The following is a 24451-nucleotide window of genomic DNA, read 5'->3' on the forward strand; positions in this document are numbered from 1 at the left end:
AAACATAAAACAAATTAAAATGGCTCTTCAATATTTAAAAACAGCGGTATTTACTCTGCTATTAACGGTACTTACGGGTACACATTCTCAAGCACAAACAGAAAAAAACCAACAAAATACGATCAAAGACAGTCTTTACATTCAAGAAATTGAAGGCAAAAAAAAACGTCCAAAAGTGTTACATGCTGAACCTCTGTACATCGATCTCATTAGAGATTTGGGAGCCCGAAAAGGAGAAAAAGAATGGAATTTAGGTCTCGGTTTGACAGACAATATCACTCATGATGAATATACTGCACTGCTAGAATATGAATGGGCTCCAATTGATCGATTAGGACTTGAAGTAGAATTGCCTTTTTCAATTTATTACCCTACTTCCGGCAACGGAAATTCGCCGGGAAGTAACCTGAATAGTATAAAACTAGCGGCACAATATACCTTTTTTGTTTCAGAAAAAAAGAAAATATCAATGGCTGTTGGCTATATTCACGAATTTCTATTACCCAATTTTAACAACTACAGCAATAGTACTTTAATAACCGGAAATGGATATAATCCGTTCTTGGTGATTGCTAAACGCTGGGGACAAAATTTTCATACCCTTTTATACACCGGGCCACAATTTACGCACCACTTTTCAGATAATACAACACAGACGAACTGGCAGATTAATTCAAATATCCATTACATGATCCCCGGAACGCGAAATTTTATTGGACTGGAGTTTAACAAAGAAATTAATAATGCTGATTTTGATATGACAATCCGACCTCAAATGAGAGTAGAAATTACAGATAATTTACTAATAGGCATAGTAACCGGAATTCCTATAAATAGAGAAAACCAGCGGTTTAGCTCCTTTTTACGACTCATTTATGAACCTTCGTCGCATTAAAAAAACAGTGCTTTTTTGATGCAAGTTAGTAGGATCCGATACTAAAACCTTAAAATAAAGCGACCTTTCTTTAATTAATATTACCACTAGACTAGCCGGATTTTTTTAAACACAATCCGGTTAATCAGTGATAATTAGCGGGATAGTGTCAAGAGTCTTTTTTTGCAGCTGTTGTAAAACTCTCTCTTAATACAACAACGCACAAAAATGAAATCCTATTTGTTTTCATAGGATTAAATTATATATTTACGTTCGTAAAGAACCTTAAAATTCTTGAAAGCACATGTTTTTAGCTGATTTTACGCCATAAAAACGAAAAACATAATATTCTAAAAAACAGGCCTGATATGAAATGGACAATATCCTTTTATCTTATACTAGCACTAAATTTGATAGGTTATAGTCAAAATAATGATGAATCTGAGAGCATCAAAAAACTACTTGAAAAAGAGTCTGCCACATGGAGAGCTGGCGACAGCAAGGGACATACGGACTGCTGGTACATTCAGCCCTACAGCCGAATATTAATTTCAACTGGAGACGGAACCGTACTCGACATTCCGCCTACGGCTATGATTAATACAAATCCGGAAGCAATGGGTAACGGTGGCTATTCTGTAAATACAAATTACAAAATGAGTATTCATAAGGACAACGCCTGGGTAAGCCACAACGAAGAGTCAACGGCCAAAGATGGTAAAAAAACGTTCTCGTATGAAATTCGGTTATTAGAAAAAATTGATGGACACTGGAAATTAGTGGGGCAATCCATTCATATTTCTAAACAAACAGGTGAATAACTTGTAATTGAACTGCAGCTTACACTTTTTTTTTAATTAACACTCGGCAACTGTCTATTAATCACAAAAGACAAATACATCAACATTAATCAAGGTTCTGAATCTGCATTATGCTTTTTTAAAGCGCGCTTAATCATGGAAAAATATGCAGAAAATCCATCGATTTCATTATAAATATCCAAAACTAGGTGGTAAATACGTTAATACTACTGAAGAAACTACTTTACAGCAGATTTTTTATATCGTTTTCAAAGCTGCAATAAGCAAATCAATATCTTCTTTAGTATTATAATGGCTGAATGAAATGCGCAAACTTGGTTTCTTTAAATCGTCATTCGAAAGCATTTCGGCTAATACATGAGACGGTTTTATACTCCCGGACTGGCAGGCGCTACCGCGGGAAACTGCTATCCCTTTCATGTCTAAATGAAACAAAATCATCGCTGTCTTTTCGTCTGAAAAAGGCAGTAAAACATTTAAAACCGTGTAAAAACCATCGCTATTCCCATTAATTTCGAAACCTGGAAAATCAATTTCAAGCTTGGTAATTAAATAACTCCGTACTTCAGAAATGTGCTTTCGTTCCGTTTCTAAATTGGTGTATGAAAGTTCCAGAGCTTTTGCCATTCCTGCAATTTGATGTAGAGCCTCAGTCCCGGCGCGCAATCCTTTCTCTTGTTCGCCACCAAAAAATAAGGGTTGCATTCCTGAATTTTTTCGAATAAATGCAAAACCAACGCCTTTAGGTCCATGAAATTTATGCGCACTGGCCACGATAAAATCTATAGATAAATTTTGCAAATCTATGCCGGTTTTCCCTATGGACTGTACGGTATCCGAATGAAACAAAGCACTGTGCTCTTGACAAATACGGCTTATTCGTTCTAAATCTAAAACAGTTCCAATTTCATTATTCACATGCATCAAACTGACTAATGTTTTCTTATCCTGTGATAATAACTCTACTAAATCAGTAATATCAATTGCTCCATTTGGCTTTATTGCTACATAATCAATCTGAATGCCATACTCTTTTTCTAAAACTAAAGCCGTGTACAAAACCGCATGATGCTCGATTTTACTGGTAATGATTCGTTGCACTTTCAAGTCCTTAACGGCTGACCGAAGAATCCAGTTATTGGCCTCGGTACCACAGGAAGTAAAAATTATTTCCTGCGCAGTGGCATTCAGGTTTTTGGCAATTGACTTTCTGGAAAGCTCCAGAACATTTTTTGCAGAACGCCCTAAGCTGTGCGTTGAAGATGGATTTCCATAATCTTCCGTTAATACTTTAGTCATTTCCTGGATTACTTCGGGACGAATAGCAGTTGTAGAAGCGTTATCGAGATATACTTTTTTCATTTTTTAAATTATAAAATTATTTTAAAACTGGTATTTCTGAAGGGACGAGTTTTAATTTTCGGGGAAAAAGCAGTTTTTCATTAAAAACAACAATTGAAACCAAAATCAGCAAATAAGAAAACAATTGAAGCGAGCTAACCTGCTCGTTATAATAAAATATAGCCAACAAGAAATTAATAATCGGGTTAATATAAATCATAATTCCCACCGCGGAAGAGTTGATTCCTTTGAGCGCATAGAGATTTAGAAACAAAGGGATAATCGTAAAAAAAACCACTATCAGGAACATGTAGCCGTAAAACAGAGGCTCTACAGGAATTGTTCCACTGTATTTTGGATAAAAAGGGAGCAGTACAAGTGCCGTAAAAATCAATTGAATCGTCAGGCTGAGGAATTTATCTAAATCATTATTTTTACGTTGACTCACTAAATACAGCGCATAAGTAGCAGCCGTAATAAGACTGTAGAATATATCCTGAAAATGATTAAAGGATAATAAAACACAACTAAATACACTAATTAAAACAGCAATCCACTGCCATTTGCTCAGCGTTTCTTTCAACATGAAAAAGGCAAAAACAGTTGTTACAATTGGACAAATTAAATACGCCAACGAAGCCGCATTGACACTTACGTGATTCATCACATAAATGTAAACAAACCAGTTTGAGGAGAGAAATATACCTCCGCCAAGTGTTAGCATAACAACACTCTTCTGTTGTTTGGGAGGTATCGTCTTGAAGTGATTCCAGTTTTTACGCATTACATTTCTACGGAAAACAACATTGATCAACACCATGGTAATGGCACTAAAAAACACTCGGTAAAATAATATATCCAGCGACGGATAATTGTGTAAAGGCTTTAAAGCAAAACTAAAAAAACCCCAAACAAAAAAAGCTAAAAAAGCAGCCGAATAATATTTGTTAAGTCTCATCTATCGTATTAAATTTAGACAAAGATACTGATTTCAATCGGCTTTAAATTCTCACTATCTTTCAATTTTATAACTATTAAAACAGGTACTTTATCACTTAATTGATAGTTGCTAAAACACAATATCCTGTTAAATAATCTATTTTTAAGCGGTTATGCATTTGGAATAAATTAAAAATTCTATTTTTGTTTTAAATTTTATAAAATGAAAAGAATTGTTAGCCTGTTGGTTTTTGCATTGCTCCTAAACGGATGTGATGATGGAGATTTAATTCAAGAAACCATCACTTTTGAAGATGTAGCCACACAAAATTGCACGACAAATGGGATCATTTATAAATTAAAAGATAGCGAAGCGTTAATTCTTGAAATAAAAAATGTTGTTTTTCCGACAGAAACAAGTGTGCAAGAACTGGATATCAATGGTACAAATCGAGTTTTTTACCGTTTTTATAACGGAACTGTCACAAATGCTACAATTTGCGAAACTATTCCTCCAGCAACACCTACAGTTACAGGCCAATGGACCGCAACTGGCGGGAAAATTGTAATAACTACAACGGCAATAAAACCCCTAAATCCTGATGATAACAGTACTAAAATTACAGGATACAATCATAATATAACGTTCAAAAACATCACTTTTGATAAAGGAAACGGAACGCAAGTGTACGAAACATTCTTTTTTGGAGACTATCAAATAGCAGCAACACCGCTGCCTTTTAGTTTCAATAAAACATTGGAACAATGTGCTACTTCCAAACAATTATACGATTACAACAGCAGTGAAGCGCTAATTCTGGATATTGATGCCAGTTTAATCGTGAATGCCGTAACACCGCTGAACACTCCTAGAACCGGATTGATAGGCGACACAGAAAACAAACTGACGTATCGTTTATTCTCTGGCTTGGTTACAGGAAATTATTTTTGTAATACTACTTTTCCTACTACTCCGACATTTAGTGAAGAATGGATTGGAGTGTCAGGAATAGCAAATACCAGCGGTATTATAGAAGTAACAACTACAACAAATGGATCAGGTTTTAGACATACTGTAGTGCTGAAAAAAGTAAAAATAAAGAAAGGAAACAGTGATTTTATTCTAGGTGATGCTTATATTTATGGAGATTTATTGACTACCAATTAGGGGCCAAAAAACTTATATTTCAGATAAGAAAAAGTTGTTTTCAAGGCTACAAAAATGGTCTTATTTAAGATGATTTCTCCATTGAAATCATCTTAAATCAGACCTTTCGTTTTGGAATTAAAAATTAAAAATGAGCTTACATAGCGCTTTGCTTAATGAAAACTTCTGTTGCTCCTTGACCGTATTTTTGATAATTACCTTCTTGAAAAGCGATGTTATCATACCGTCCCAATAAGAAATCTAGCTCTGCTTTCAAGACTCCTTCCCCGACTCCATGTATAAAAACAATCTTTGGAATGCGATTTTTAATCGCAAATTCAATATGACGTTTTGCTGTTTCAGTCTGTAGCGTCAGAATATCATAATTCGACATTCCGCGTTTATTAGGCACCAGTTTTTCAATGTGTAAATCAAATTCAGGAGCTGGAATTTCGTGTTTAGATTTCCTTTCTTTTACAAAACTACGGGGTTTTGGGATCTCTTTCTCTTTTGCAATTTCACTTACATTTATTCTTCTGATTGATTCCATTAAGTTACTGGAATCGTTTATTTTAAGCAATTCATTGACAATAAATGTCATCGTAAAACCATCCTCCGTTTCTATCGTAACCTGCTGGTCTTTGACTGACAACACTATCCCATTCATCGCTTCATCCAGCACGGAAACTTTATCTCCTTTATTGAACATTTTCGTCTTCTTTTTCTTGATTTTTACTCGGAGTTTTAGCACTCAACTGCATCATTCCAATCATAAAAACTACAATTGCAACAACCATGATGTACACGTTTTTTTCGGCACTCACCTGCTCATATAAAGCAACTGTGATGGCGAGAATCATTATGGGGATTATATATTTTTTCATCTTTTAAAATATCAGATTCCAAAAGTACTGAATTTAAAATTACTCTATTTACTCTTGATAAAATTTCTTACTTTTACGTATACTTGTAAAAAAGAAAAAAAATTGAATCTAGAAAAATACATGCTCCCGTGTTTCAGTAAAACACTCTTTGGAATAGAGTGTTTGGGCTGTGGTTTTCAGCGAGGATTTTTATTGCTTTTACAAGGCGATTTTGGAGGTGCCTTCGATAGGTATCCGGCAATTTTCACGACCTTATTATTTCTGGGAATTCTGGCTTTGAATTTCATAGACACCAACAGAAACTACAAAAAAATAATTATCGGCGCCGCTGTCCTTAATGGTGTTTTTATGATTGCAGGGTATTATTTTAAACACTACTAATGAGTTTCTTTTTATCCCCTTTACAGCAACAACAATTATTTGATTCGGGCTAGGATATCATTCATCATTTCGATTTGTACTTTCTGAATTTCAATTAATTCTTCTTGCTGATGCATAATCAAATGATCCAGTTTTTCATGAAGCATTCTGATTTCAAGTTCTGATTTCAAATTAATCATATAATCTTTTTTAGCTCTTTCCCGATCTTTTTCTTCCTGACGGTTTTGGCTCATCATAATTACCGGTGCTTGAAGTGCAGCCAAACAGGACAAAATTAAATTTAATAAAATAAATGGATACGGATCAAAACCTTTATTCAGCAGAATATAAATATTAGTCAAAATCCACAACAAGATAAACACCCCAAAAAGAATGATAAATTTCCAGCTTCCGCCAAAAGCAGCTACCTTGTCTGCCACTTTTTGCCCTACGGTTCGATCACCATTTTCATCCTCTACAGTATTCACCAGCGATTTATCTTCGCTTAAGGAACCGATTACTTTAGCCTCCAGATTAGACAATTCCCCTATTTCGACCAATAAATAATTCGAAATATATTTTTCCCGATACCTATTAAGTTCACTTATTGCTAATAATTTATTGGCATCAAAATCAGGATAATCATTTTGAATAAGTGCTAATATTGGGTTCCGTATGGTCTTAGCAGCTATTTTATCCGCTATTGGGAATACCTTTTTAGAAATGTCACTTATAAAAGTCGAATTACTTTTCATAGCTAGTTATTTATTGGCTAATTTAAAAAACACTTCTATCGAAACTAATAATCAATTTGTATACCTTGAAAATATAAACAGTCTAGCAATAGCTGTTTATATCTTAAAATTGTAAAAAAAGCTATTGATTTAATTTTTATTAATTCCAATTAACGGATATAACAAAAATTTCAATTGCATTCAAAAGCGATAAATTTAACAAAAATGTAGCAATAAACAAGATAGCTTTATTGACTAAAAACAAATAATCCAAAATTGTTCAATACCTTTACCATTCGTTTTAAAAACCATGAAAATGTCACTGAATTATAAAAATATTCCTTTCTGCTATTGTTGTTGCTATTTTTAAAATAAGCTTGTTAAAAATAGTTTTTATAAACGAATACTTATCAAATTTAGTCAATACTCGGATTATTACAAATCAAACACAACACACCCAATAGCATGAAATCTCAAACAATACTAGATTTAATAGGCAATACACCTTTAGTTGAATCTACCCATTTGATACAAAATGACAAGGTAAAACTTTTACTGAAACTCGAAGGAAATAATCCAGGCGGAAGCATAAAGGATCGTGCGGCATACAACATGATCAAATCAGCATTAGAAAGAGGAGAAATCAAAAAAGGAGACAAGTTAATTGAGGCAACCAGCGGCAATACCGGAATTGCTTTGGCGATGATTGCCCAATTATTCAATATCGAAATCGAATTGATACTCCCGGAAGATTCCACTATAGAACGTACGCTTACTATGCGTGCTTATGGAGCTACGGTCATTCTAACGCCTGCTGACACCGGAATAATTGGTTCCAGAGATTATGCTGATAAAAAGGTAGCCGAAGGCGGATACATAATGCTCAATCAGTTTGCTAATGATGACAACTGGAAAGCACATTACAAAACCACAGGTCCGGAAATATGGAATGATACGGAAGGAACGGTAACCCATTTCATATCAGCAATGGGAACTACAGGGACAATTATAGGAACGTCAACGTATTTGAAAGAGCGGAATCCAGAAATTCAAATTATTGGTGCGCAACCCAGCGACGGTTCGCAGATTCCGGGAATCAGAAAATGGCCTCAAGAATATTTACCTAGAATTTTTGATGCTTCAAAAGTAGATACCATCATTGAAATTTCGGAACAGGAAGCACGTGCTATGACCAAACGTTTGGCACTTGAAGAAGGCATTTTTGCAGGAATGAGCAGTGGCGGTTCCGTGGCTGCTGCACTAAAAATAGCAAATACAATAGAGTCCGGCGTGATTGTCGCTATCATTTGCGACCGAGGCGATCGGTATTTGTCTTCCGATTTATTTGATTAAATACCAATACACTATAAAATCAACCTTCCTTTTCTCTATCTTTCGGATAAGAATGGAAGGTTGTTGCGTTTTACTGCACTACCACTTATTTACTGTTTTCAAAATTTCTAATCCGGTTACAAATGAAAAACATCCAATTTATTTACAGCATCTTATTTTTATCAATCGTTATGGGAGAAACAATACAGGCGCAGGACTGGCCAAATTTAAGCAAATACCAAGAGCAGAATGTTGCGCTGAAACCACCAGCAGCTGGACAACAACGAATTGTCTTTATGGGTGATTCCATAACCGAATTCTGGAGTGCAACCAATTCTGAATACTTTTCAGGAAAACCATATATAAATAGGGGTATTAGCGGTCAAACAACCCCGCAAATGCTCATCCGTTTCAGAGCTGATGTTATTGCTTTACAGCCAGCCGCAGTACTCATTTTAGCAGGAATCAATGATATTGCCGGAAATACAGGCCCCACAACATTAGATAGGATTGAAAACAATATTATTTCGATGGTTGAATTGGCACAAGCAAACCAGATCAAAGTTATTTTGTGTTCCGTATTACCCGCTTTTGATTTTCCTTGGAAACCCAATCAAAATCCGGCTGAAAAGGTTATGGAGCTTAATCAATTACTAAAGAAATATGCTGATGCGAATGGAATTATCTACCTGGATTATTTTTCAGCAATGGCCGATGAGAGCAACGGATTAAAAGCTGCCTATTCCGGTGATGGAGTACATCCTAATAAATTGGGCTATCAGGTAATGGCGCCTCTGGCTGAAAAAGCGATTGCGCAAGTTCTAGCAATGAAACACTAAAGCACAATTTTGTGCCTAAAATCTTTTCCTTTTCCCTAACTTTGAGAAAACTAAAAAAAATTAGATGAAATCAACCTCAATTCTCTGTTTGTTCCTACTATTATTCATTACTCATGCCAATTACGCACAAACCACCGTCGATGATCCCGAAATAAAAAAAATGGTGGCTGAGGTACAATCGGAAAATATGGAAGCTACGGTTCGAAAACTAGTGTCTTTTGGAACCAGACATACCCTAAGCGACACAAAAAGTAACATTCGCGGTATTGGCGCAGCGCAACGCTGGGTTAAATCGGAATTTGATAAATATGCTTTGGCTTCTGGCGGCAGACTAACTTCGGTTATTGACTTTTTCACCATCAAAGCAGATGGAAGACGTATTGCCACCGACAGCCAATTGGGTAATGTCATGGCAACCTTAAAAGGAACTGATCCTACGGACGATCGTGTATTAATTATAAGCGGCCATTTAGATTCCCGTGCTTCGGATGTCATGGATGCTAAAATTGATGCGCCAGGTGCTAATGACGACGCTTCCGGAGTAGCCGCCATGATGGAACTGGCCCGTATAATGAGCCAAAGAAAATTCCCTTTTACACTGATTTTTGTGGCTGTAGTTGGTGAAGAACAAGGATTATACGGAGCTAAGCATTTAGCGGATGTTGCCAAAGAGGGAAAATGGAATGTTATTGCCATGATCAACAATGATATGATTGGAAACAGTTTATCCAGCGGTACTTTATTACGAGACAATACTAAAGTGCGCGTTTTCAGTGAAACAATTCCATTCTTAGAGACAGAAGCCGAGTCAAAAATGCGTAAATCGACCAATCGTGATAATGACAGTCCATCCAGACAACTAGCGCGATACATCAAAACGGTTACCAATCAATATGTGGAGCAACTGGATATTAATTTAGTGTATCGCAACGACCGTTTCTTACGTGGTGGGGATCATACTCCTTTCAGTCAAAATGGATTTACAGCTGTTCGTTTTTGTGAAATGAACGAAAACTACGACCACCAACATCAAGATGTTCGAAAAGAAAACAACATCCAGTACGGCGATCTTGCAGAATTTATGGACTTTGAATACATGAAGAAAGTAACCTGTTCTAACTTGGCTACGTTCAGTAATTTGGCTTGGTCTCCAAAAGCACCAACAAACGTAGGAATTGAAGTAAAGGATTTGACTAATTTTTCTACTTTAGTTTGGACCGCACCTGAAGGGAAATCGGTTTATGGATACAACATTCTTATTAGAGAAACGGCATCCCAACATTGGGAAAAAACAATTTTTGTACAAGATACTAAAGCTGAAATCCCATATTCTAAAGACAATTTTTTCTTTGCTGTTCAGGCTGTTGATGCATTAGGACATTCCAGTTTACCGGTTTTCCCTTTGCCAATTCGTTAAAACACTAGAAGGTTTTAAACAATTAAAGTAATTTTTTATAGTCACGTTTTTATTAATGAATCTTACTTGATGGTTCAACTCAACAATAAATAAAAAAGCGTTTGCTTATGCAAACGTTTTTTTTTATGTTTCCCATTTATAAATTAAGTATAAATGGTAAATATCAATGATCCGAAAATAATTAAATCAACTCTTTAAAATATTGCAGTAAAATGCTATCGTTTTTCAAGGTTGGTGTGAAAATTTCCAAAATACTTGGTTTTTCATTTTGAGCATACAAAGCAGTCAAACTTATTGCTAAACTCGCCTCATCACTGGCAATACTATATTCAAAACCATACATTTTAGCCAAATGTTCCGCAGTTAAACAATGTGAAGTTTCAAAGAAGGTATTAAAAACCGGTGTTTCTTTGTGTCCGGGTAAAATCCTAAATATTCCTCCTCCACCGTTATTAATCAATATAATCTTGAAATTTTTTGGAATGTAATTGTTCCATAATGCATTGCTGTCGTACAAAAACCCTATATCACCTGTTATAAAAACCGTTTGTTTTTCATTGGCAACAGCCGCACCAATAGCCGTAGAAGTACTACCATCGATTCCGCTGGTACCGCGATTGCAATATACTTCAATTGAAGGATCAACAGCTACTAATTGCGCATACCGAATTGCTGAACTATTACTGATTTGCAATTGACTGTTCGTTGGTAAACACTGCATTACTTTTTCGAAAACTTTAAAATCTGAAAAAGGAATTTTGTTTAAATAAATATCACTTTTTAGCTTTCGCAGCACTTTAACCGCGTCTAATTGCTGAAAATAATTACTTTCTGTTGCTTTTGTAAGTGGCAAGAAAGTATCAAAAAAAACATTTGGGTCTGCTTCAAAATGTTTGGTCAAAGCGCCAAACGTGTCGTAAGCTCTTAAAGAATCAATATGCCAATGGTGTTTTGGTTTGTGTTTTCTTAAAAAAGCCTTGATTCGTTTTGAAACGACCATTCCTCCAAAAGTGACTAAAATTTCCGGACGAAAATTTTCAAAATCGGCATTCGTAAAAGGCGTAATTATTGTGTCTATAGTATTGATGAAAGTATCGTGATGCACGTTAGAAGTTGTTTCAGTCAGCACGACTATCGACACGTCTTTGGCGAAGGCCTCAATTATTTTTTGGTTGATAGCATTTGGGGCATTCACACCAACCAAAATCATTTTTTTAGTGGAATTGTTCCAAATTGTTGCAAATTCCGAAACGTCTTCTATGGAAATCGTCTGAGTCACTTTTGCGGAAGCGATACTATTCACTTCGATTGAAAGTTCCGAAACGGTTTCATACAATGGTTCTTCAAAAGGCGCATTGATGTGAACGGGGCCTTTTTGAGTGATGGCCGCATTGATCGCCGCATTGATTTTTAAATCATTTGCCACCGAAACATTCTCAAGTAAATTAGCATTGTAAAGCGAATGGTTTTCGAATACATTTTCTTGCCGAATCGTTTGGCCGTCACCAATATCAATCTTGCTTTGGGGTCTGTCTGCCGAAATCACAATCATAGGAATCTGGCTGTAAAATGCTTCCGCAAAAGCCGGATAATAATTCAATAAAGCCGACCCAGAAGTGCACACTAAAACCGCTGGTTGCTTGGTTTGTTGTGCTATTCCCAATGCAAAAAAAGCAGCCGAACGCTCGTCAGCAATACTGTAACATTGAAAAGCGGGATTATTTACAAAACCAATTGTGAGCGGGGCATTACGAGAACCCGGAGAAATAATTATAGTAGTAATTCCTTTGGCCAAACAGATTTCAATAATGCTTTGTGCTAAAGGTATTTTTGGGTAAATCATTGTTTTAGTTTGAAAAAAACAAAGATACAAAGATGTGAAGGTTTTTCTCTAATCTTAAATAGTTTTCTTAAATTTGAAGCAAAATATATTCTTTATGGAAATCAAAATAAGACCGGCAGTTTTTACCGATTTAGATACAATATTGGAGATCATCAATCACCAAATACTGCACAGTACTTCGATTTATGATTATGAGCCCCGTGATTTTGAAACCCATAAATTGTGGTTTGAAGACAAAATAACTAATGACTTACCTGTTATTGTTGCTGAAACTGAAAATGGAACAATCGGGTACGCTACTTACGGAACTTTTCGTCATAAAATAGGATATCGTTTTACGGTAGAACATTCTGTTTATGTTGCGGAGGAGTTTTTAGGAAAAGGCGTTGGGAAATTATTACTGGCTGAACTAATTCAATTGGCAAAAAAACAAAAATACCATACAATGATTGGCGTTATTGACTCCGAAAATAAAGGCAGTATCGCTTTTCATAAAAAATATGGGTTTGAAACCGTTGGCGTTATTAAAGAATCCGGTTATAAATTTGATCGTTGGTTGAGTTCCGTTTTTATGCAATTGATTTTAGAATAATTGAATTTGTACCAGCATATAATAGTTTATTTATTAAACATGTTAGGCTTTAAAAAATTTATACCTTTAAGACTTGCCACTTTATAGTATATTTGCACAACTAAAAATTTCATGGACTACACCTTACTCTCCTCGCCTTTACAGGGATTTACTGACTTTCGTTTTAGAAATGCCCAAAACAAACTTTTTGGAGGAATTGATACATTTTACTCGCCTTATATTCGATTGAACGGAAAGATGGTAATAAAACCTTCGTATGAACGAGACCTGCTTCCTGAAAATAATCTTGATTTAGAAGTTATTCCGCAAGTGATAACAAACGATGCCGATGAATTTTTATTTGTAGCCAAGTACGTTCAAGAATTGGGATATAAAGAATTAAACTGGAATTTAGGCTGTCCGTATCCTATGGTTACTAAGTCTGGTATGGGTTCCGGATTGATCAGTAATCCCGATAAAATAAATACTATCCTTCACAGAGCGCATACTGAATCGGATATTATTGTCTCTATGAAAATGCGTTTGGGGTATGAAAACAGTGAAGAAATACTGGATGTTTTACCTATTTTAGATACCTATCCAATCAAGAACATAGCGATTCATGCGCGTATTGGCAAGCAATTGTACAAAGGTGGAGTAAATCTAGATGCATTCCAGCATTGTGTTGACAACACCAAGCATAAATTGTATTACAATGGCGACATAACCTCCGTGGCTAAATTTCATGAAATGCAGCAACGCTTCCCAACCATTGACCATTGGATGATTGGCCGAGGATTAATATCAGATCCTTTTTTACCAAGTATGATAAAAAACAATACTTCAGAATATCCTGCAAACAAAATAGAATTATTCAGTGCGTTTCACGATACTTTGTATGCTATTTATAGCGAATCACTTTCTGGTTCGACACATATTTTACTAAAAATGTACCATTTATGGGAATACTTTTCGGCTACGTTTTCAAATCCGCACAAAGTTTTAAAGAAAATAAAAAAAGCACAGAGTATTCGGAATTACGAAGCAGCTGTAGCTGAAATTTTCAAAAATGAAAAATTCTAAGAAAAAAAATAAACCATTAAGAAATTAAGAAAAACTAAGCTCTGATTCTTAATATAACTTAATTTCTAAATAGTTAAATTTAATCGAAGCTACATTAATACTAAAAACAGCAAAAAAAAGAGATTTTCATTTGACTGAAAATCTCTTTTGATTATTTACATAATAATTAGCAAATTAGTTACATAAAATTATGCTTTAATCCAATTCAATACTTCCGGATCCGTTACTAATGTTCGTGGAGCGATCACTTTTTCTAATTCACCTTTTTCATTGATTAGGTATTTTTGAAAATTCCATTCTACAGTGGAATCTTGTAATCCGTTTTTAGATTTTTGAGTCAAAAACTGATAAATAGCAGCCATATCCTCTCCTTTTACAGAAACTTTGTCCATCATAGGAAACGTAACACCGTAATTCATTTGACAAAAAGTAGCAATTTCATCATTGGTTCCTGGCTCTTGTGACGCAAAATTATTAGCAGGAAAACCTACAATCACTAATCCTTTGTCTTTGTATTCTTTATATGTAGCTTCAAGATCTTTGTATTGAGGTGTCAGTCCACATTTTGACGCCGTATTCACAATCATGATTTTTTTTCCTTTCAAAGAAGCAAAATCAAAACTGTTTCCTGATAAATCTTCTACTTTAAACTGATAAATGGTTTCTTTTGCAATTGGAGCTGTGTTCATATTTATTTCAGATTTTTTAGGTTGTGCCTGATTTTGGCAACTAAATAACAGTAAAGCGCAAGTAGCTATAAATACACTATTTTTCATAATTGAAATTTTTTATAAAATTAGACAAATATTTGTTTTGTCAAAGTAATTTTTTGTTAAACAACAGTTAAAAAAATAAGGAGCCTAACATCATGAAAATGCTAGACTCCCAAACAAATAAACAACAAATCTTACTGTGGTATTTAAAAAGTATACGTTATTTTTCCTTTCATGAAGAAAGGCGTTCCTGGAGTTAAATGAATTTCTTCGACACTTTGTGGTTCATTTTGTAATCTGGATTCAGTGGCAAACTGGGTTTCGTTCCATTCAGTATCAAAAATATTTTCTACTGAAATTCCAAAATTCATATTCTTATATTGATAGTTAACATTCAAATCGGATATAAAATAGCCTTTGGCAACAATCGAATTATCTTCATTTGCCGGGCGATTTTTTAGATACCGATACCGAATTCCTCCCGAAAAACCATTCACTTTTTGGAAACTTAATCCGCCAGTTGTGGTAAAATCCGGTGCTAACGGAATGTAATCCTGCCCTTTGGGCTCATCAATACTTCTGGCATAAGTATAATTAGCATCCGTATCAAAATACAACCAATCGTTCAATTGATACCGCAATCCTAGTTCAGCACCCATGCGTCTTGATTGTCCGCTTGGTTCAACAATTCCGGCATCTCCCACATAAACAAATTCTTGTTCTAAGTACAAATACCATAAAGCAGCATTGACAATCAATTTTGGAAATGGTTTAAAAATGGTCCCTATATCCGTTCCTATTGCAGTTGGTAGTATTTGTTTCCCATTGTTTTGAACCACCACACGGGCATCATTCGAATGGAAACCCATTCCTGATTTTATAAAAAACTGCAAATTGTTATTTTGTGAATAAATAAAATTCAGTTTTGGAGAAAACTTTACTTTCGATTCGGATGCTGTTTTATAATTTTCCATCAATTTATCCTGATAATTGAATTTGAAATAATCCAATCGAATGGCCGGATTAATTATCAGTTTTCCAAAAGTAAACTCAGAGTTCAAATACGTAAACAAATTAGACTCATCAATATCTCCTAATTGTATATTTTCAAGAACAGTTCTTCTATTCAACGTATGCGAAAGTTCCGTATCAGTTGTGGCATCCGTACGGAAACCAGCTCCAAATTGGAACAAAACATTGGTATCATTCCATTTCGTTTTCTTGTTCAACTCAGCATTCATTCCATAAATATCCCTGTTTTCCTTCTGTTTAATCTGGTCCCCATTGATGGGGTCATTTAGGAAAAAAGTAAAGTTAGAATACAATTCAAATTCATATTTTGAATAAAAAGCATTTGCTTTCAGAAATGTATTTTCGTCAATAGATTTACTCAAACTGGCATTGAAGTTCGTTCTGGATGTATTTCCGCCTTCAGTATCGTCAACAGAGCCAAATCTTGAAATCGTTCCATCATCAATCAGCCGTTGCGGAATTTGGCCTGAAGCATCCCATTTGCTGGAAAAGCGAGAAGCCAAGATTGAAAACTTGCTGTTATCTTTCAAAAAAGCCGAATATTTTCCTAATATGTTAATTCGGTTAAAATTCTGAGGAGATTCAAACGGACCGTCTGTCAGGATATACTCTGTGGCAATATAAGCACTTTGTGTTTTTTGATTCCCCAAAAGGTTAAAAAGCCCAACTGTTCTTAAGGTATTGAATTGTCCGACTTCGATACCAATACTGCTTTTTTCGATTTTGTCTTTAGTTTGGAAAGCAACGTATCCCGCCGTAGCAAAATCCCCTTTGTTGGCATAATACGTTCCTTTTCCAAAATCTATTTTTTCTACTGTTTCCGGAATTACAAAATGCAAATCGGCATAACCTTGACCGTGAGCGTGAGACACCATATTAACCGGCATTCCGTCTACTGAAATAGCAATGTCTGTGCCGTGATCAATATCAAAACCTCTTAAAAATATTTGCTCTGCTTTTCCCCCACCGGCATGTTGCCCGATAAATAATCCCGGAACTTTTCGAAGAATTTCCTGCGACGAATTTACAGGAGTGGTTTCTAAATCTATTTTTGAAATGACATTCATCGCCGAAAGTTTTGGTTGGATAACAATTTCATTCAATCTAAAAATATCATCTTCCATCACAATTACCTCCTCGGAAAAATTCAGGATGAAATTTGTTTTTTTATACCCTAAAGCAGTTATTTTGATTACATCTCCCAAAATCGTTTTATCCAAACTAAACAATCCAAATTCATTAGTGTGGGCATGACTTTCAGAATTTGTATTGACTAAATAGGCATTTTCAATTGGATTTCCATCACGATCCAAAATTTTTCCCTTTTGAATTTGGGCGTAAGAGGACAGCCCAAAAAGGGAAATCAATACTAAAACAATATTTTTCATAATGAATTATAATTGGTTTACCTTTTTCTCAAAGTTAGGCCCCAATTCATACAAACTAGACAGTAATTCGTCCTTGATAGGTTTGGTTTTGAGTGGTAAATTATTCGATTTATAAATCATCGCTAAATGGTATTGAATCTTTGGCTCAAAGGATTTCCCTGCTACATGAAGCTGAGCAATTTCTAAAGCCTTTTTATTATCGCCTACATTTAAGTACGCCCAGGCCAATAAATCATAGGAATCAGCAGTGGGCCTGTGTGCTACTTCAATCTTAGCAATTTCTATTGCTTTTTGCGCCGTTTTTTTGTCCTCAGCATAAATCAAAGCATTGTATTTGTTGTACATCGCACCATAATTATTTTTCTCCATCATCGAAAAATAAGCGTTTCTATTTTTTATTTCTTCACTTTTATTTCCATCAAATTGAGCAATTTGAGATTTTAATAAATAAAAATCTGGAGTGTTGTGTGTGGTGGCAATAGCATCAATAATTCGATTCGCCTCTTCAGTGTTTCTTTCTTTCGAAAAAACAATCCAGGCAATTCCTTTTAGAGCATAGGAATAATTAGGATCTAGTGCTACTGTCTTTAAGAAACTGTCATACGAATCCTGAATTCTGCCAGCATGACCATAAAAATCACCTAAGTTCGAATAGGACCAAATTTTAAGCACCTTATTATCTTCTTTCTCAGCAATATCTCTGGCTTTTTCCATAAAAGTGATAGCTGTTTCAAGATCGCCTTTGTGATCGTTCCATTTTGCCAAGCGAATCAAATAATCAAAACTATTCATATCCCTAATCACATTCAAATTTTTGACTGCTTCCGGATAATTCCCAAGTTCCATTTGAACGTCGAAAAGTAATTTTTGAGTTTCTTTTTTTCCTTCACCTATAGCTAATGCTTTATTAGCTAATACCAACGCTTCTTTAAAACGATGCTGAGAGATATAATTTCTTGCTAAAGATCGAACCGTTGACACTCTGGAATAATCGTAGGCTTCGTTCGATTGTATTAATAATTCTTCCGTTTTATATAGGTTTTTAATATCGCCTGTATATTCAAAAAGGGTACTGTAATTAGCCGCTATCTGACTTAAATAACTAATTTGATTGGGTGCTGCATCGAATTTTTTTTGCCAAAAATCAATTTCATTCTGAGCAAAAGTGACTGATTTATTATCTTTTAAACCCAGATATTTCATGTAATCATCTGCATTTGTAATTTGTTCTGATTTAGTCTCGCAACCGAATATTAATAGGATTGTGAAAACCAAAAATGGAATTATTTTTAAAGTTTTCATACTCTAATTATTTTGTTTGTTTGTTTGTTTGTTTGTTTTAAAAATAAAAAAACAGAGCGAAGATTATTAAATAAAGCGCTCTGTTTTTTTAAGAAAATACTACCAAGCAGAAGCTAGGTATGGGAAAGTTGTGCTAAATGTTTTATCATTTGAATTCACATTATCTTTAGTAAGCCCTGGATTTGAAGTACCCGCTGATCCACCAAAAATCAATAATAATTCCACATCGATTACATCATCAGCCAAAGCTCTTCCTGTCAAAATATTAGTCCCATCAAAGAAAGTTGTTTTTGCTGTTTTAGAAACTCCTAATACATCCGTAGCTAAAAGACCGGTAAACTGAGCAGCCGTTTGTCCTAATGCATTAGTAGTATACCCTGGATTCAAGGCCATTAATCTAGATTGAAAAACAGATTGATATTTAGCACCCATTGCTGAAGGAATGGTACCGTTAAATTCATCTTTAGGAGATCCTGAAGCAATAAATACAGTGTTTATTGCCGGTCTAGCCATTTGATCTTGCTGTACAAAAGTACCTGTGAAATTAATACTTGGTTCAGAAACAGAATCTGAATCATTATTATCACAATTTACTGAAACAACTGCAGTTATTAATGCGATTGTTATAATTTTGAATTTATTTGTTTTACTCATGACGTTTGTATTTAGTTATTTTAAAAATCGTAGATTCCGATTTCATACTTTAAAATTAAAATAGTTATTGTTTTTTCTTGGTTTCTGCCCAAACATTTACTGTTCCTGAAGTACCTAGCATTGCTTTAGGAACTTCTACAACTACTGAAAGCACATTAGTCCCTGCAAAAGTATCTGTTCCAGGATTCTTGAATCCAGTTGCTGTACCAGCAAGAATAGCTTTAAATTGACCTAAGTCAAAAAAGAAGGGATCGTCTCTTGGTCCTGCAAAAAATTTCATTCCATTATTCTCTGCCGTTAATGCAGCAGCTCCATAAGAAGATATGGTAACACTTCCTGAGGCAGCAGCCGTTTTAATCGTGCTTGAAGTTCCTGGAGTACCTGGAGCTACCGGACCAAAGAAATACATCTTGTCATCTCTTTTGATAGCTTGGATCACTAAATCCTCAACATTGTCACCATTGTTGTCAATATTAATTTCGATCATTGTGTTTTCATCGAATTTTGCAGCACCAGTTGCATTTGGACTTAACAAGCCTTGTGTATTTACAGCAAAAACTAAATTATTAGTGTCTTGCCCTTGAAAAGCGTACACGTCAGTAATATCATTTGCACCACCCGATGCTGTAGCAGGAGCATCAATGTGATCCGCAGCTACTAAAATTAAGCCTGAAACCGCCACTAGCGAAAGACCTAAAATCATTTTTGATTTTTTCATTTTATTATAAATTTAAAAGGTTATACAAGCATTTACGGGATTGTACTTGATTTGGTTTTTTTTAACCCTAAAAAAAAATAGACTTTTATTTAAGTTGCTTACAATCAATATTTTAAATACTTAAATAAAATTCAATTATTTTAAAAATTATTTTTTTTGGTATTACTAATCATAAAAAAGGTCAATTGTAAAGTAAGATTGTATAAATTTGTAAGAGATAAATAAAAAATAGTATGAGCCAAGAAGAATTGTTAGTCTTAATTTACAAGAAAGATGAAAGGGCATTTACACATCTATATGATATGTATTCGAAAAGCTTATTTTCCGTGATCAATGTTCTCGTAAAAAACAGAGAAGAAGCTGAAGATGTACTTCAGGATGTATTTGTCAAAATCTGGAAAAACATTGATTCCTATCACGAAAGTAAAGGTCGGTTCTACACATGGATTCTAAACATTGCCAGAAATACCTCTATTGATAAATTACGTTCTAAAAATTTTAATAACAGTCAAAAAAACCTTTCTTCAGATAATTTCGTAAATCATTTTGAAGACAGCAACAAACTGTCTGACAAAGTGGATACAATAGGGTTGCAGGAATTTGTAAAAAGACTGAAACCAAAATGTATTCAAATAATAGATTTACTTTTTTTTAAAGGTTACACCCAGCAGGAAGCTTCGGATGAGTTGGCAATACCTTTAGGAACTGTAAAAACACAAAATAGAAATTGTATTAATGACCTACGAAATTATTTGAAAGTATAATGGAAATAAAAGAATATATCGAATCAGGAATTCTGGAGTTTTACGTTTACGGTTTACTGAGTGAACCCGAAAACGAAGAAGTTACCACTATGGCGAAAAACAATCCGGAAATAAATGCAGAAATTATTGCTATTGAGAAAGCGATTATTGCTATATCATCCAGCTTTTCACCCTTTCATTCTGTAGCTAATTTCGAAAAAATAAAAGAAAAGCTAGAACTTAAACATGCTCAAGTCATACCATTACAACCTACTAACAATAGAGCTCAGTACATTGGTTGGGCTGCAGCTATACTATTATTAGTTGGTATTGGGTACCAATACAATCAACTGGATCAGACCAATACACAAGTTGCTACTACAGCAATTGAGAAAGCTAAATTAGAAAAAGAATTTAATGTCTTAAAATTAAAAAATACAACAATTGAAACGAGTTTAGCCGTTGTAAGGGATACTAAAAATACGGTAGTAGCTCTTGGAGGGCAAACTGTAGCTCCGGAATCCTTTGCAAAAGTATACTGGAATCAAGACACCAAAGTGGTTTATATTGATGCTGCAGGCTTGCCAGAACCGCCAGAAGGAATGGTATATCAGGTTTGGGCGTTAAAATTAAGTCCGCTGACTCCTACCAGCATTGGATTATTAGAAGATTTTGATGTAAATGAACAAAAATTATTTGCAGTAAATAATGCTAATGAAGCGGAAGCCTTTGGAATTACATTAGAACCCGCAGGCGGAAGTTTGACTCCTACAATGGAACAATTATACACCTTAGGAAAAGTATAACTAATTCCTTTTTTGGATCAATATAAATAGGCTATCTCAAAAGGACAGCCTATTTATATATTCAAATTAACAGAATAAGCATTCTATTTTTACGATTTTCTGGTTTTTAATCCATACTATGTAATTTCAAAAACCTGTTTTTAAAGCCTTTCATCAAAAGCAAATAAAGCTTTAGCCTTCTTCAAGACAAGACTTAGTGCCGCTAGTCCATCTATTTCACGAAGTAATTGAAGTGAGTATACATCAAATTATCCTCAAAGCACAACCAAATACGAAAAACAAGAAGTTATTCCGGGAGAAAGAAATTCCTATTCCATCGCTGCTTTTTACTTTTTATCAAATTCACCTCCTTGAGAGTGAAATAGATCTTTGGAAATCATAGGTTTTCCCAATTCAAAATACAAACAATAGTGACTGGTTTATTTTTAATTTGAGACAACCCTTTTTTTATATCATTTATTCTCCCTAAATTTAGTCTTTAAAACACCTTATCATGGCAAATCTTTATGATGGAAAAATGGCCTCAATTTTTGACGCCATGTACCAAACCTTTATTGATTATGATGCAGAATATCAATTCTATACCAATTTAATTAAGGAACACGAGTGCAAAACAGTTTTGGAAATTGGCAGTGGAACAGGCAATCTAGCCAAACGGTTTTTACAAAATTACATCGATTATATTGGTTTGGATTACAGCCAAAGTATGATTGCAATTGCCAAAAAAAGAAATGAAAATGGGATTTTTATTCTGGGAGACATGAGGGATTTTAAACTACAAAAACCTGTTGATTCCATATTAATTACGGGACGCTCTACCAGTTATTTGATAACAAATCAAGATCTAAATAATACGTTCTGTTCTATTTATAAAAACCTGAGTAAAGAGGGAATTCTCATTTTTGACTTTATAGATGCTAATAGATTTATCCCTTTTATTAAAGAAAATCCTGTAACACTTCACGAAGCTACCTACCAAGGAATAGACTACTATCGCAACAGCAAGTGGAGAACAACTGCCTTAGAAAATTTCATGCTGGATTGGACAGCACTTTATTACACCATGAAAAATGATAAAAAAGAAATAATTGCCGATGATTTTTCTACCGTTCGTGTTTTTACCTTAAACGAAATACAACTATTTTTATATTTAAATGACTTTGAAATCATTCAAACCATCGATAGAAAAACCTACGCTTACGATACGTATGTTATTGTTGCACGAAAAAAATAGAAAAAAAAATCCCGAGCATCAGACTCAGGATTTATATCAATACAAAATTATTTGCTATTCATTGTGTAAAAACGCTTGTCTGTTCAGTAAAGTCTCTTCGCTTTCTACATGATTGTCATCCGGAATACAGCAATCTACCGGGCATACAGCCGCACATTGTGGCTCATCGTGAAATCCTTTACACTCCGTACATTTTCCGGGTACGATATAATACACTTCGTCAGAAATTGGAGTTTGAGCCTCATCAGAATCTACTTCGGACCCATCAGGCAAAATCACTTTCCCTTTCAGTTTTGTTCCGTCTTTGTATCTCCAATCGTCTGCTCCTTCATATATTGCTGTATTTGGGCACTCGGGCTCACAAGCTCCACAATTGATACATTCGTCTGTTATAATAATTGCCATCTTTTTATTGTTTTAAAGTCAAAATATCAAAGGTAAAATATCAAATTTTCTTTTGATATTAGGACTTTTGACTTTCGACATAATTATGCTTATTTTTGTGCAAAATTACAATCAAAACTATTCATAAGCAAACATTATGACATTAGAAACAAAAAAAAGTGTTTTTGTTGAATTAGGGAAATTTTTAAGTCAGTTTTCCGAAAACAACACGTTAAAAAATCCGACTGTTTTGCACAACGAAGCGTTTTTTGATGCTTTTGTTGACTTGGTACAATTATCGCAATCGCATAATGGCTGGTACACCCCAGAAAACGTCTATTTCTCGATACATTCTTGGGCAGAAGCTCTGACAGAAAAGAACTTAAACCAATGGCTTTCCAGTTATACTATTCCAATACAAGAATCTAAAAACATCGCCTTAATTCTTGCCGGAAATATTCCGTTGGTGGGTTTTCACGATTTTCTATCGGTTCTAATTACAGGAAATAATGTGTTGGTTAAAACATCGTCAAATGACCAGCATTTATTACCTTTTTTAGCTAAATACATCATTGCAGTACAACCAGGATTAGCTAAGAATATTACCTTTGTAGATGGAAAATTAGAGAATTTTGATGCCGTTATTGCCACAGGAAGCAACAACACAGCCCGTTATTTTGAATATTATTTTAAAGACAAACCGTCTATTATTAGAAAAAGCAGAAATTCAGTAGCGGTTTTAACCGGAAATGAAACCCAAGAACAACTTACTGCTTTAGGCGAAGATATTTTTCGCTATTTCGGATTGGGTTGCCGCAATGTTTCTAAACTTTTTGTGCCAAAAGGATATTCGTTTGTTCCGTTTTTTGAAGCCATATTTGTGTACCAAGACGTCATTCATTACGAAAAATATGCTAACAATTACGATTACAATAAGGCGGTTTTTCTGATGAGTAATTTCAAATTACTGGACAATGGATTTCTGACTTTAAAAGAAGATCAAAGTCATGCCTCGCCAATTTCAAGTGTCTTTTATGAGTTTTATGACGACATTAATGAATTAAAAACAAAATTAAAATTAGAAAGTGAGCAAATACAATGTGTTGTAGCGGATAGAACGATTGATGACAATGTGGCTTTTGGACAAACTCAAAATCCCCAATTATGGAATTATGCAGATAATACCGATACTATTTCGTTTTTGTTAACAATATAGCTGAAAAAAGTACAATTATTCCGAATTAATTAACGTTTTTTAAACTCCTATTGTCGAAATTTGCACTTTAATTTTT

The 24451-nt window shown here is 34.6% G+C and carries 25 protein-coding genes; 13 read left to right on the forward strand and 12 right to left on the reverse strand.

What is annotated here, in order from left to right:
• The first annotated feature begins 19 nt into the window (after window positions 1–19).
• Together EKM01_RS06340 and EKM01_RS06345 are read left to right on the forward strand one after the other, a co-directional pair.
• Window positions 20–895 (forward strand): HAEPLYID family protein, encoded by an 876-nt coding sequence (locus EKM01_RS06340; protein ID WP_126554270.1) that lies wholly within the window; start codon window positions 20–22, stop codon window positions 893–895.
• Window positions 896–1242: 347 nt separating this feature from the next.
• Window positions 1243–1695 carry an endo-arabinase gene (locus tag EKM01_RS06345; RefSeq protein ID WP_126554268.1) on the forward strand — a complete coding sequence of 151 codons (453 nt, stop codon included), beginning with the start codon at window positions 1243–1245 and terminating at the stop codon, window positions 1693–1695.
• 237 nt (window positions 1696–1932) lie between these two features.
• On the opposite strand, the gene EKM01_RS06350 is transcribed toward EKM01_RS06345, so the two are convergent.
• Both EKM01_RS06350 and EKM01_RS06355 read right to left on the reverse strand, forming a co-directional pair.
• Window positions 1933–3057 carry a cysteine desulfurase family protein gene (locus EKM01_RS06350; RefSeq protein WP_126454500.1) on the reverse strand — a complete coding sequence of 375 codons (1125 nt, stop codon included), beginning with the start codon at window positions 3055–3057 and terminating at the stop codon, window positions 1933–1935.
• Window positions 3058–3073: 16 nt separating this feature from the next.
• Window positions 3074–3994, reverse strand: coding sequence for an EamA family transporter (locus tag EKM01_RS06355; RefSeq protein ID WP_126454502.1), 921 nt, complete (start codon window positions 3992–3994; stop codon window positions 3074–3076).
• A 204-nt stretch (window positions 3995–4198) separates the two neighbouring features.
• Here EKM01_RS06355 and EKM01_RS06360 point away from each other — a divergent pair, with 204 nt between their 5' ends.
• Complete coding sequence (locus EKM01_RS06360) at window positions 4199–5143, forward strand: hypothetical protein (RefSeq protein ID WP_126568571.1); 945 nt, start codon at window positions 4199–4201, stop codon at window positions 5141–5143.
• Between the two features lie 136 nt (window positions 5144–5279).
• On the opposite strand, the gene EKM01_RS06365 is transcribed toward EKM01_RS06360, so the two are convergent.
• Together EKM01_RS06365 and EKM01_RS06370 are read right to left on the reverse strand one after the other, a co-directional pair.
• Window positions 5280–5831, reverse strand: a complete 552-nt coding sequence (locus tag EKM01_RS06365; protein ID WP_126516566.1) for a Smr/MutS family protein — start codon at window positions 5829–5831, stop codon at window positions 5280–5282.
• Complete coding sequence (locus EKM01_RS06370; protein ID WP_126462226.1) at window positions 5821–6006, reverse strand: hypothetical protein; 186 nt, start codon at window positions 6004–6006, stop codon at window positions 5821–5823. The genes EKM01_RS06365 and EKM01_RS06370 overlap by 11 nt, the downstream gene beginning before the upstream one ends.
• A 102-nt stretch (window positions 6007–6108) precedes the next feature.
• Here EKM01_RS06370 and EKM01_RS06375 point away from each other — a divergent pair, with 102 nt between their 5' ends.
• On the forward strand, window positions 6109–6387 hold the full coding sequence (locus EKM01_RS06375) for a DUF2752 domain-containing protein (RefSeq protein ID WP_126554262.1): 279 nt from the start codon (window positions 6109–6111) through the stop codon (window positions 6385–6387).
• 35 nt (window positions 6388–6422) lie between these two features.
• On the opposite strand, the gene EKM01_RS06380 is transcribed toward EKM01_RS06375, so the two are convergent.
• Window positions 6423–7121 carry a DUF1003 domain-containing protein gene (locus EKM01_RS06380; protein WP_126767465.1) on the reverse strand — a complete coding sequence of 233 codons (699 nt, stop codon included), beginning with the start codon at window positions 7119–7121 and terminating at the stop codon, window positions 6423–6425.
• 444 nt (window positions 7122–7565) lie between these two features.
• Between EKM01_RS06380 and cysM the strand changes: the two genes are divergently transcribed.
• The 3 genes from cysM (at window position 7566) to EKM01_RS06395 (ending at window position 10688) form a co-directional block, all read left to right on the forward strand.
• A complete protein-coding gene (gene cysM / locus EKM01_RS06385) occupies window positions 7566–8453 on the forward strand; it encodes a cysteine synthase CysM (RefSeq protein ID WP_126454514.1) in 888 nt (295 codons plus the stop codon).
• 122 nt (window positions 8454–8575) lie between these two features.
• Entirely contained in the window at window positions 8576–9271 is a 696-nt protein-coding gene (locus tag EKM01_RS06390; protein WP_231507432.1) for an SGNH/GDSL hydrolase family protein, read from the forward strand.
• A gap of 64 nt (window positions 9272–9335) precedes the next feature.
• Complete coding sequence (locus tag EKM01_RS06395; RefSeq protein WP_126767468.1) at window positions 9336–10688, forward strand: M28 family metallopeptidase; 1353 nt, start codon at window positions 9336–9338, stop codon at window positions 10686–10688.
• Between the two features lie 181 nt (window positions 10689–10869).
• On the opposite strand, the gene menD is transcribed toward EKM01_RS06395, so the two are convergent.
• Complete coding sequence (gene menD / locus EKM01_RS06400) at window positions 10870–12531, reverse strand: 2-succinyl-5-enolpyruvyl-6-hydroxy-3-cyclohexene-1-carboxylic-acid synthase (protein WP_126767471.1); 1662 nt, start codon at window positions 12529–12531, stop codon at window positions 10870–10872.
• 94 nt (window positions 12532–12625) lie between these two features.
• Here menD and EKM01_RS06405 point away from each other — a divergent pair, with 94 nt between their 5' ends.
• The gene (locus tag EKM01_RS06405; RefSeq protein ID WP_126454520.1) at window positions 12626–13123 is read left to right on the forward strand and encodes a GNAT family N-acetyltransferase; all 498 of its coding nucleotides are present in this window, start codon (window positions 12626–12628) and stop codon (window positions 13121–13123) included.
• Between the two features lie 111 nt (window positions 13124–13234).
• Window positions 13235–14185 (forward strand): tRNA-dihydrouridine synthase, encoded by a 951-nt coding sequence (locus EKM01_RS06410; protein ID WP_126562006.1) that lies wholly within the window; start codon window positions 13235–13237, stop codon window positions 14183–14185.
• Between the two features lie 188 nt (window positions 14186–14373).
• On the opposite strand, the gene EKM01_RS06415 is transcribed toward EKM01_RS06410, so the two are convergent.
• The 5 genes from EKM01_RS06415 to EKM01_RS06435 all read right to left on the reverse strand — a co-directional run bounded on the left by EKM01_RS06415 (window position 14374) and on the right by EKM01_RS06435 (window position 19992).
• Window positions 14374–14961, reverse strand: a complete 588-nt coding sequence (locus EKM01_RS06415; protein WP_126462243.1) for a glutathione peroxidase — start codon at window positions 14959–14961, stop codon at window positions 14374–14376.
• A gap of 143 nt (window positions 14962–15104) precedes the next feature.
• A complete protein-coding gene (locus tag EKM01_RS06420) occupies window positions 15105–17318 on the reverse strand; it encodes a TonB-dependent receptor (RefSeq protein ID WP_126767474.1) in 2214 nt (737 codons plus the stop codon).
• A gap of 6 nt (window positions 17319–17324) precedes the next feature.
• Window positions 17325–18620, reverse strand: a complete 1296-nt coding sequence (locus EKM01_RS06425) for a lipopolysaccharide assembly protein LapB (protein ID WP_126767476.1) — start codon at window positions 18618–18620, stop codon at window positions 17325–17327.
• 99 nt (window positions 18621–18719) lie between these two features.
• Window positions 18720–19274, reverse strand: coding sequence for a DUF4331 family protein (locus tag EKM01_RS06430; protein WP_126767479.1), 555 nt, complete (start codon window positions 19272–19274; stop codon window positions 18720–18722).
• Between the two features lie 64 nt (window positions 19275–19338).
• Complete coding sequence (locus tag EKM01_RS06435; RefSeq protein ID WP_126462256.1) at window positions 19339–19992, reverse strand: DUF4331 family protein; 654 nt, start codon at window positions 19990–19992, stop codon at window positions 19339–19341.
• A 233-nt stretch (window positions 19993–20225) separates the two neighbouring features.
• Here EKM01_RS06435 and EKM01_RS06440 point away from each other — a divergent pair, with 233 nt between their 5' ends.
• From EKM01_RS06440 to EKM01_RS06450, 3 genes are all read left to right on the forward strand, one after another.
• Window positions 20226–20756 carry an RNA polymerase sigma factor gene (locus tag EKM01_RS06440; RefSeq protein ID WP_126462259.1) on the forward strand — a complete coding sequence of 177 codons (531 nt, stop codon included), beginning with the start codon at window positions 20226–20228 and terminating at the stop codon, window positions 20754–20756.
• Complete coding sequence (locus tag EKM01_RS06445) at window positions 20756–21541, forward strand: anti-sigma factor domain-containing protein (RefSeq protein ID WP_126767482.1); 786 nt, start codon at window positions 20756–20758, stop codon at window positions 21539–21541. The genes EKM01_RS06440 and EKM01_RS06445 overlap by 1 nt, the downstream gene beginning before the upstream one ends.
• A gap of 493 nt (window positions 21542–22034) precedes the next feature.
• Window positions 22035–22775 carry a class I SAM-dependent methyltransferase gene (locus EKM01_RS06450; RefSeq protein ID WP_126462264.1) on the forward strand — a complete coding sequence of 247 codons (741 nt, stop codon included), beginning with the start codon at window positions 22035–22037 and terminating at the stop codon, window positions 22773–22775.
• Between the two features lie 54 nt (window positions 22776–22829).
• On the opposite strand, the gene EKM01_RS06455 is transcribed toward EKM01_RS06450, so the two are convergent.
• Window positions 22830–23180 carry a 4Fe-4S dicluster domain-containing protein gene (locus EKM01_RS06455; protein WP_126454541.1) on the reverse strand — a complete coding sequence of 117 codons (351 nt, stop codon included), beginning with the start codon at window positions 23178–23180 and terminating at the stop codon, window positions 22830–22832.
• A 136-nt stretch (window positions 23181–23316) separates the two neighbouring features.
• Here EKM01_RS06455 and EKM01_RS06460 point away from each other — a divergent pair, with 136 nt between their 5' ends.
• The gene (locus tag EKM01_RS06460) at window positions 23317–24375 is read left to right on the forward strand and encodes an acyl-CoA reductase (protein ID WP_126767485.1); all 1059 of its coding nucleotides are present in this window, start codon (window positions 23317–23319) and stop codon (window positions 24373–24375) included.
• The last annotated feature ends 76 nt before the right edge of the window (window positions 24376–24451 follow it).

The sequence above is a fragment of the Flavobacterium sp. RSP46 genome (assembly GCF_003984825.1).
GTDB lineage: Bacteria > Bacteroidota > Bacteroidia > Flavobacteriales > Flavobacteriaceae > Flavobacterium.

Coding starts and splice junctions, on each gene's coding strand:
- EKM01_RS06380 (WP_126767465.1), bottom strand. CDS start 7,121: ATGAAAAGTAATTCGACTTTTATAAGTGACATTTCTAAAAAGGTATTC.
- EKM01_RS06440 (WP_126462259.1), top strand. CDS start 20,226: ATGAGCCAAGAAGAATTGTTAGTCTTAATTTACAAGAAAGATGAAAGG.
- EKM01_RS06340 (WP_126554270.1), top strand. CDS start 20: ATGGCTCTTCAATATTTAAAAACAGCGGTATTTACTCTGCTATTAACG.
- EKM01_RS06365 (WP_126516566.1), bottom strand. CDS start 5,831: ATGTTCAATAAAGGAGATAAAGTTTCCGTGCTGGATGAAGCGATGAAT.
- EKM01_RS06435 (WP_126462256.1), bottom strand. CDS start 19,992: ATGAAAAAATCAAAAATGATTTTAGGTCTTTCGCTAGTGGCGGTTTCA.
- EKM01_RS06430 (WP_126767479.1), bottom strand. CDS start 19,274: ATGAGTAAAACAAATAAATTCAAAATTATAACAATCGCATTAATAACT.
- EKM01_RS06345 (WP_126554268.1), top strand. CDS start 1,243: ATGAAATGGACAATATCCTTTTATCTTATACTAGCACTAAATTTGATA.
- EKM01_RS06450 (WP_126462264.1), top strand. CDS start 22,035: ATGGCAAATCTTTATGATGGAAAAATGGCCTCAATTTTTGACGCCATG.
- menD (WP_126767471.1), bottom strand. CDS start 12,531: ATGATTTACCCAAAAATACCTTTAGCACAAAGCATTATTGAAATCTGT.
- EKM01_RS06445 (WP_126767482.1), top strand. CDS start 20,756: ATGGAAATAAAAGAATATATCGAATCAGGAATTCTGGAGTTTTACGTT.
- EKM01_RS06350 (WP_126454500.1), bottom strand. CDS start 3,057: ATGAAAAAAGTATATCTCGATAACGCTTCTACAACTGCTATTCGTCCC.
- EKM01_RS06355 (WP_126454502.1), bottom strand. CDS start 3,994: ATGAGACTTAACAAATATTATTCGGCTGCTTTTTTAGCTTTTTTTGTT.
- EKM01_RS06390 (WP_231507432.1), top strand. CDS start 8,576: ATGAAAAACATCCAATTTATTTACAGCATCTTATTTTTATCAATCGTT.
- EKM01_RS06405 (WP_126454520.1), top strand. CDS start 12,626: ATGGAAATCAAAATAAGACCGGCAGTTTTTACCGATTTAGATACAATA.
- EKM01_RS06425 (WP_126767476.1), bottom strand. CDS start 18,620: ATGAAAACTTTAAAAATAATTCCATTTTTGGTTTTCACAATCCTATTA.
- EKM01_RS06370 (WP_126462226.1), bottom strand. CDS start 6,006: ATGAAAAAATATATAATCCCCATAATGATTCTCGCCATCACAGTTGCT.
- EKM01_RS06460 (WP_126767485.1), top strand. CDS start 23,317: ATGACATTAGAAACAAAAAAAAGTGTTTTTGTTGAATTAGGGAAATTT.
- EKM01_RS06415 (WP_126462243.1), bottom strand. CDS start 14,961: ATGAAAAATAGTGTATTTATAGCTACTTGCGCTTTACTGTTATTTAGT.
- EKM01_RS06360 (WP_126568571.1), top strand. CDS start 4,199: ATGAAAAGAATTGTTAGCCTGTTGGTTTTTGCATTGCTCCTAAACGGA.
- EKM01_RS06420 (WP_126767474.1), bottom strand. CDS start 17,318: ATGAAAAATATTGTTTTAGTATTGATTTCCCTTTTTGGGCTGTCCTCT.
- EKM01_RS06455 (WP_126454541.1), bottom strand. CDS start 23,180: ATGGCAATTATTATAACAGACGAATGTATCAATTGTGGAGCTTGTGAG.
- EKM01_RS06395 (WP_126767468.1), top strand. CDS start 9,336: ATGAAATCAACCTCAATTCTCTGTTTGTTCCTACTATTATTCATTACT.
- cysM (WP_126454514.1), top strand. CDS start 7,566: ATGAAATCTCAAACAATACTAGATTTAATAGGCAATACACCTTTAGTT.
- EKM01_RS06410 (WP_126562006.1), top strand. CDS start 13,235: ATGGACTACACCTTACTCTCCTCGCCTTTACAGGGATTTACTGACTTT.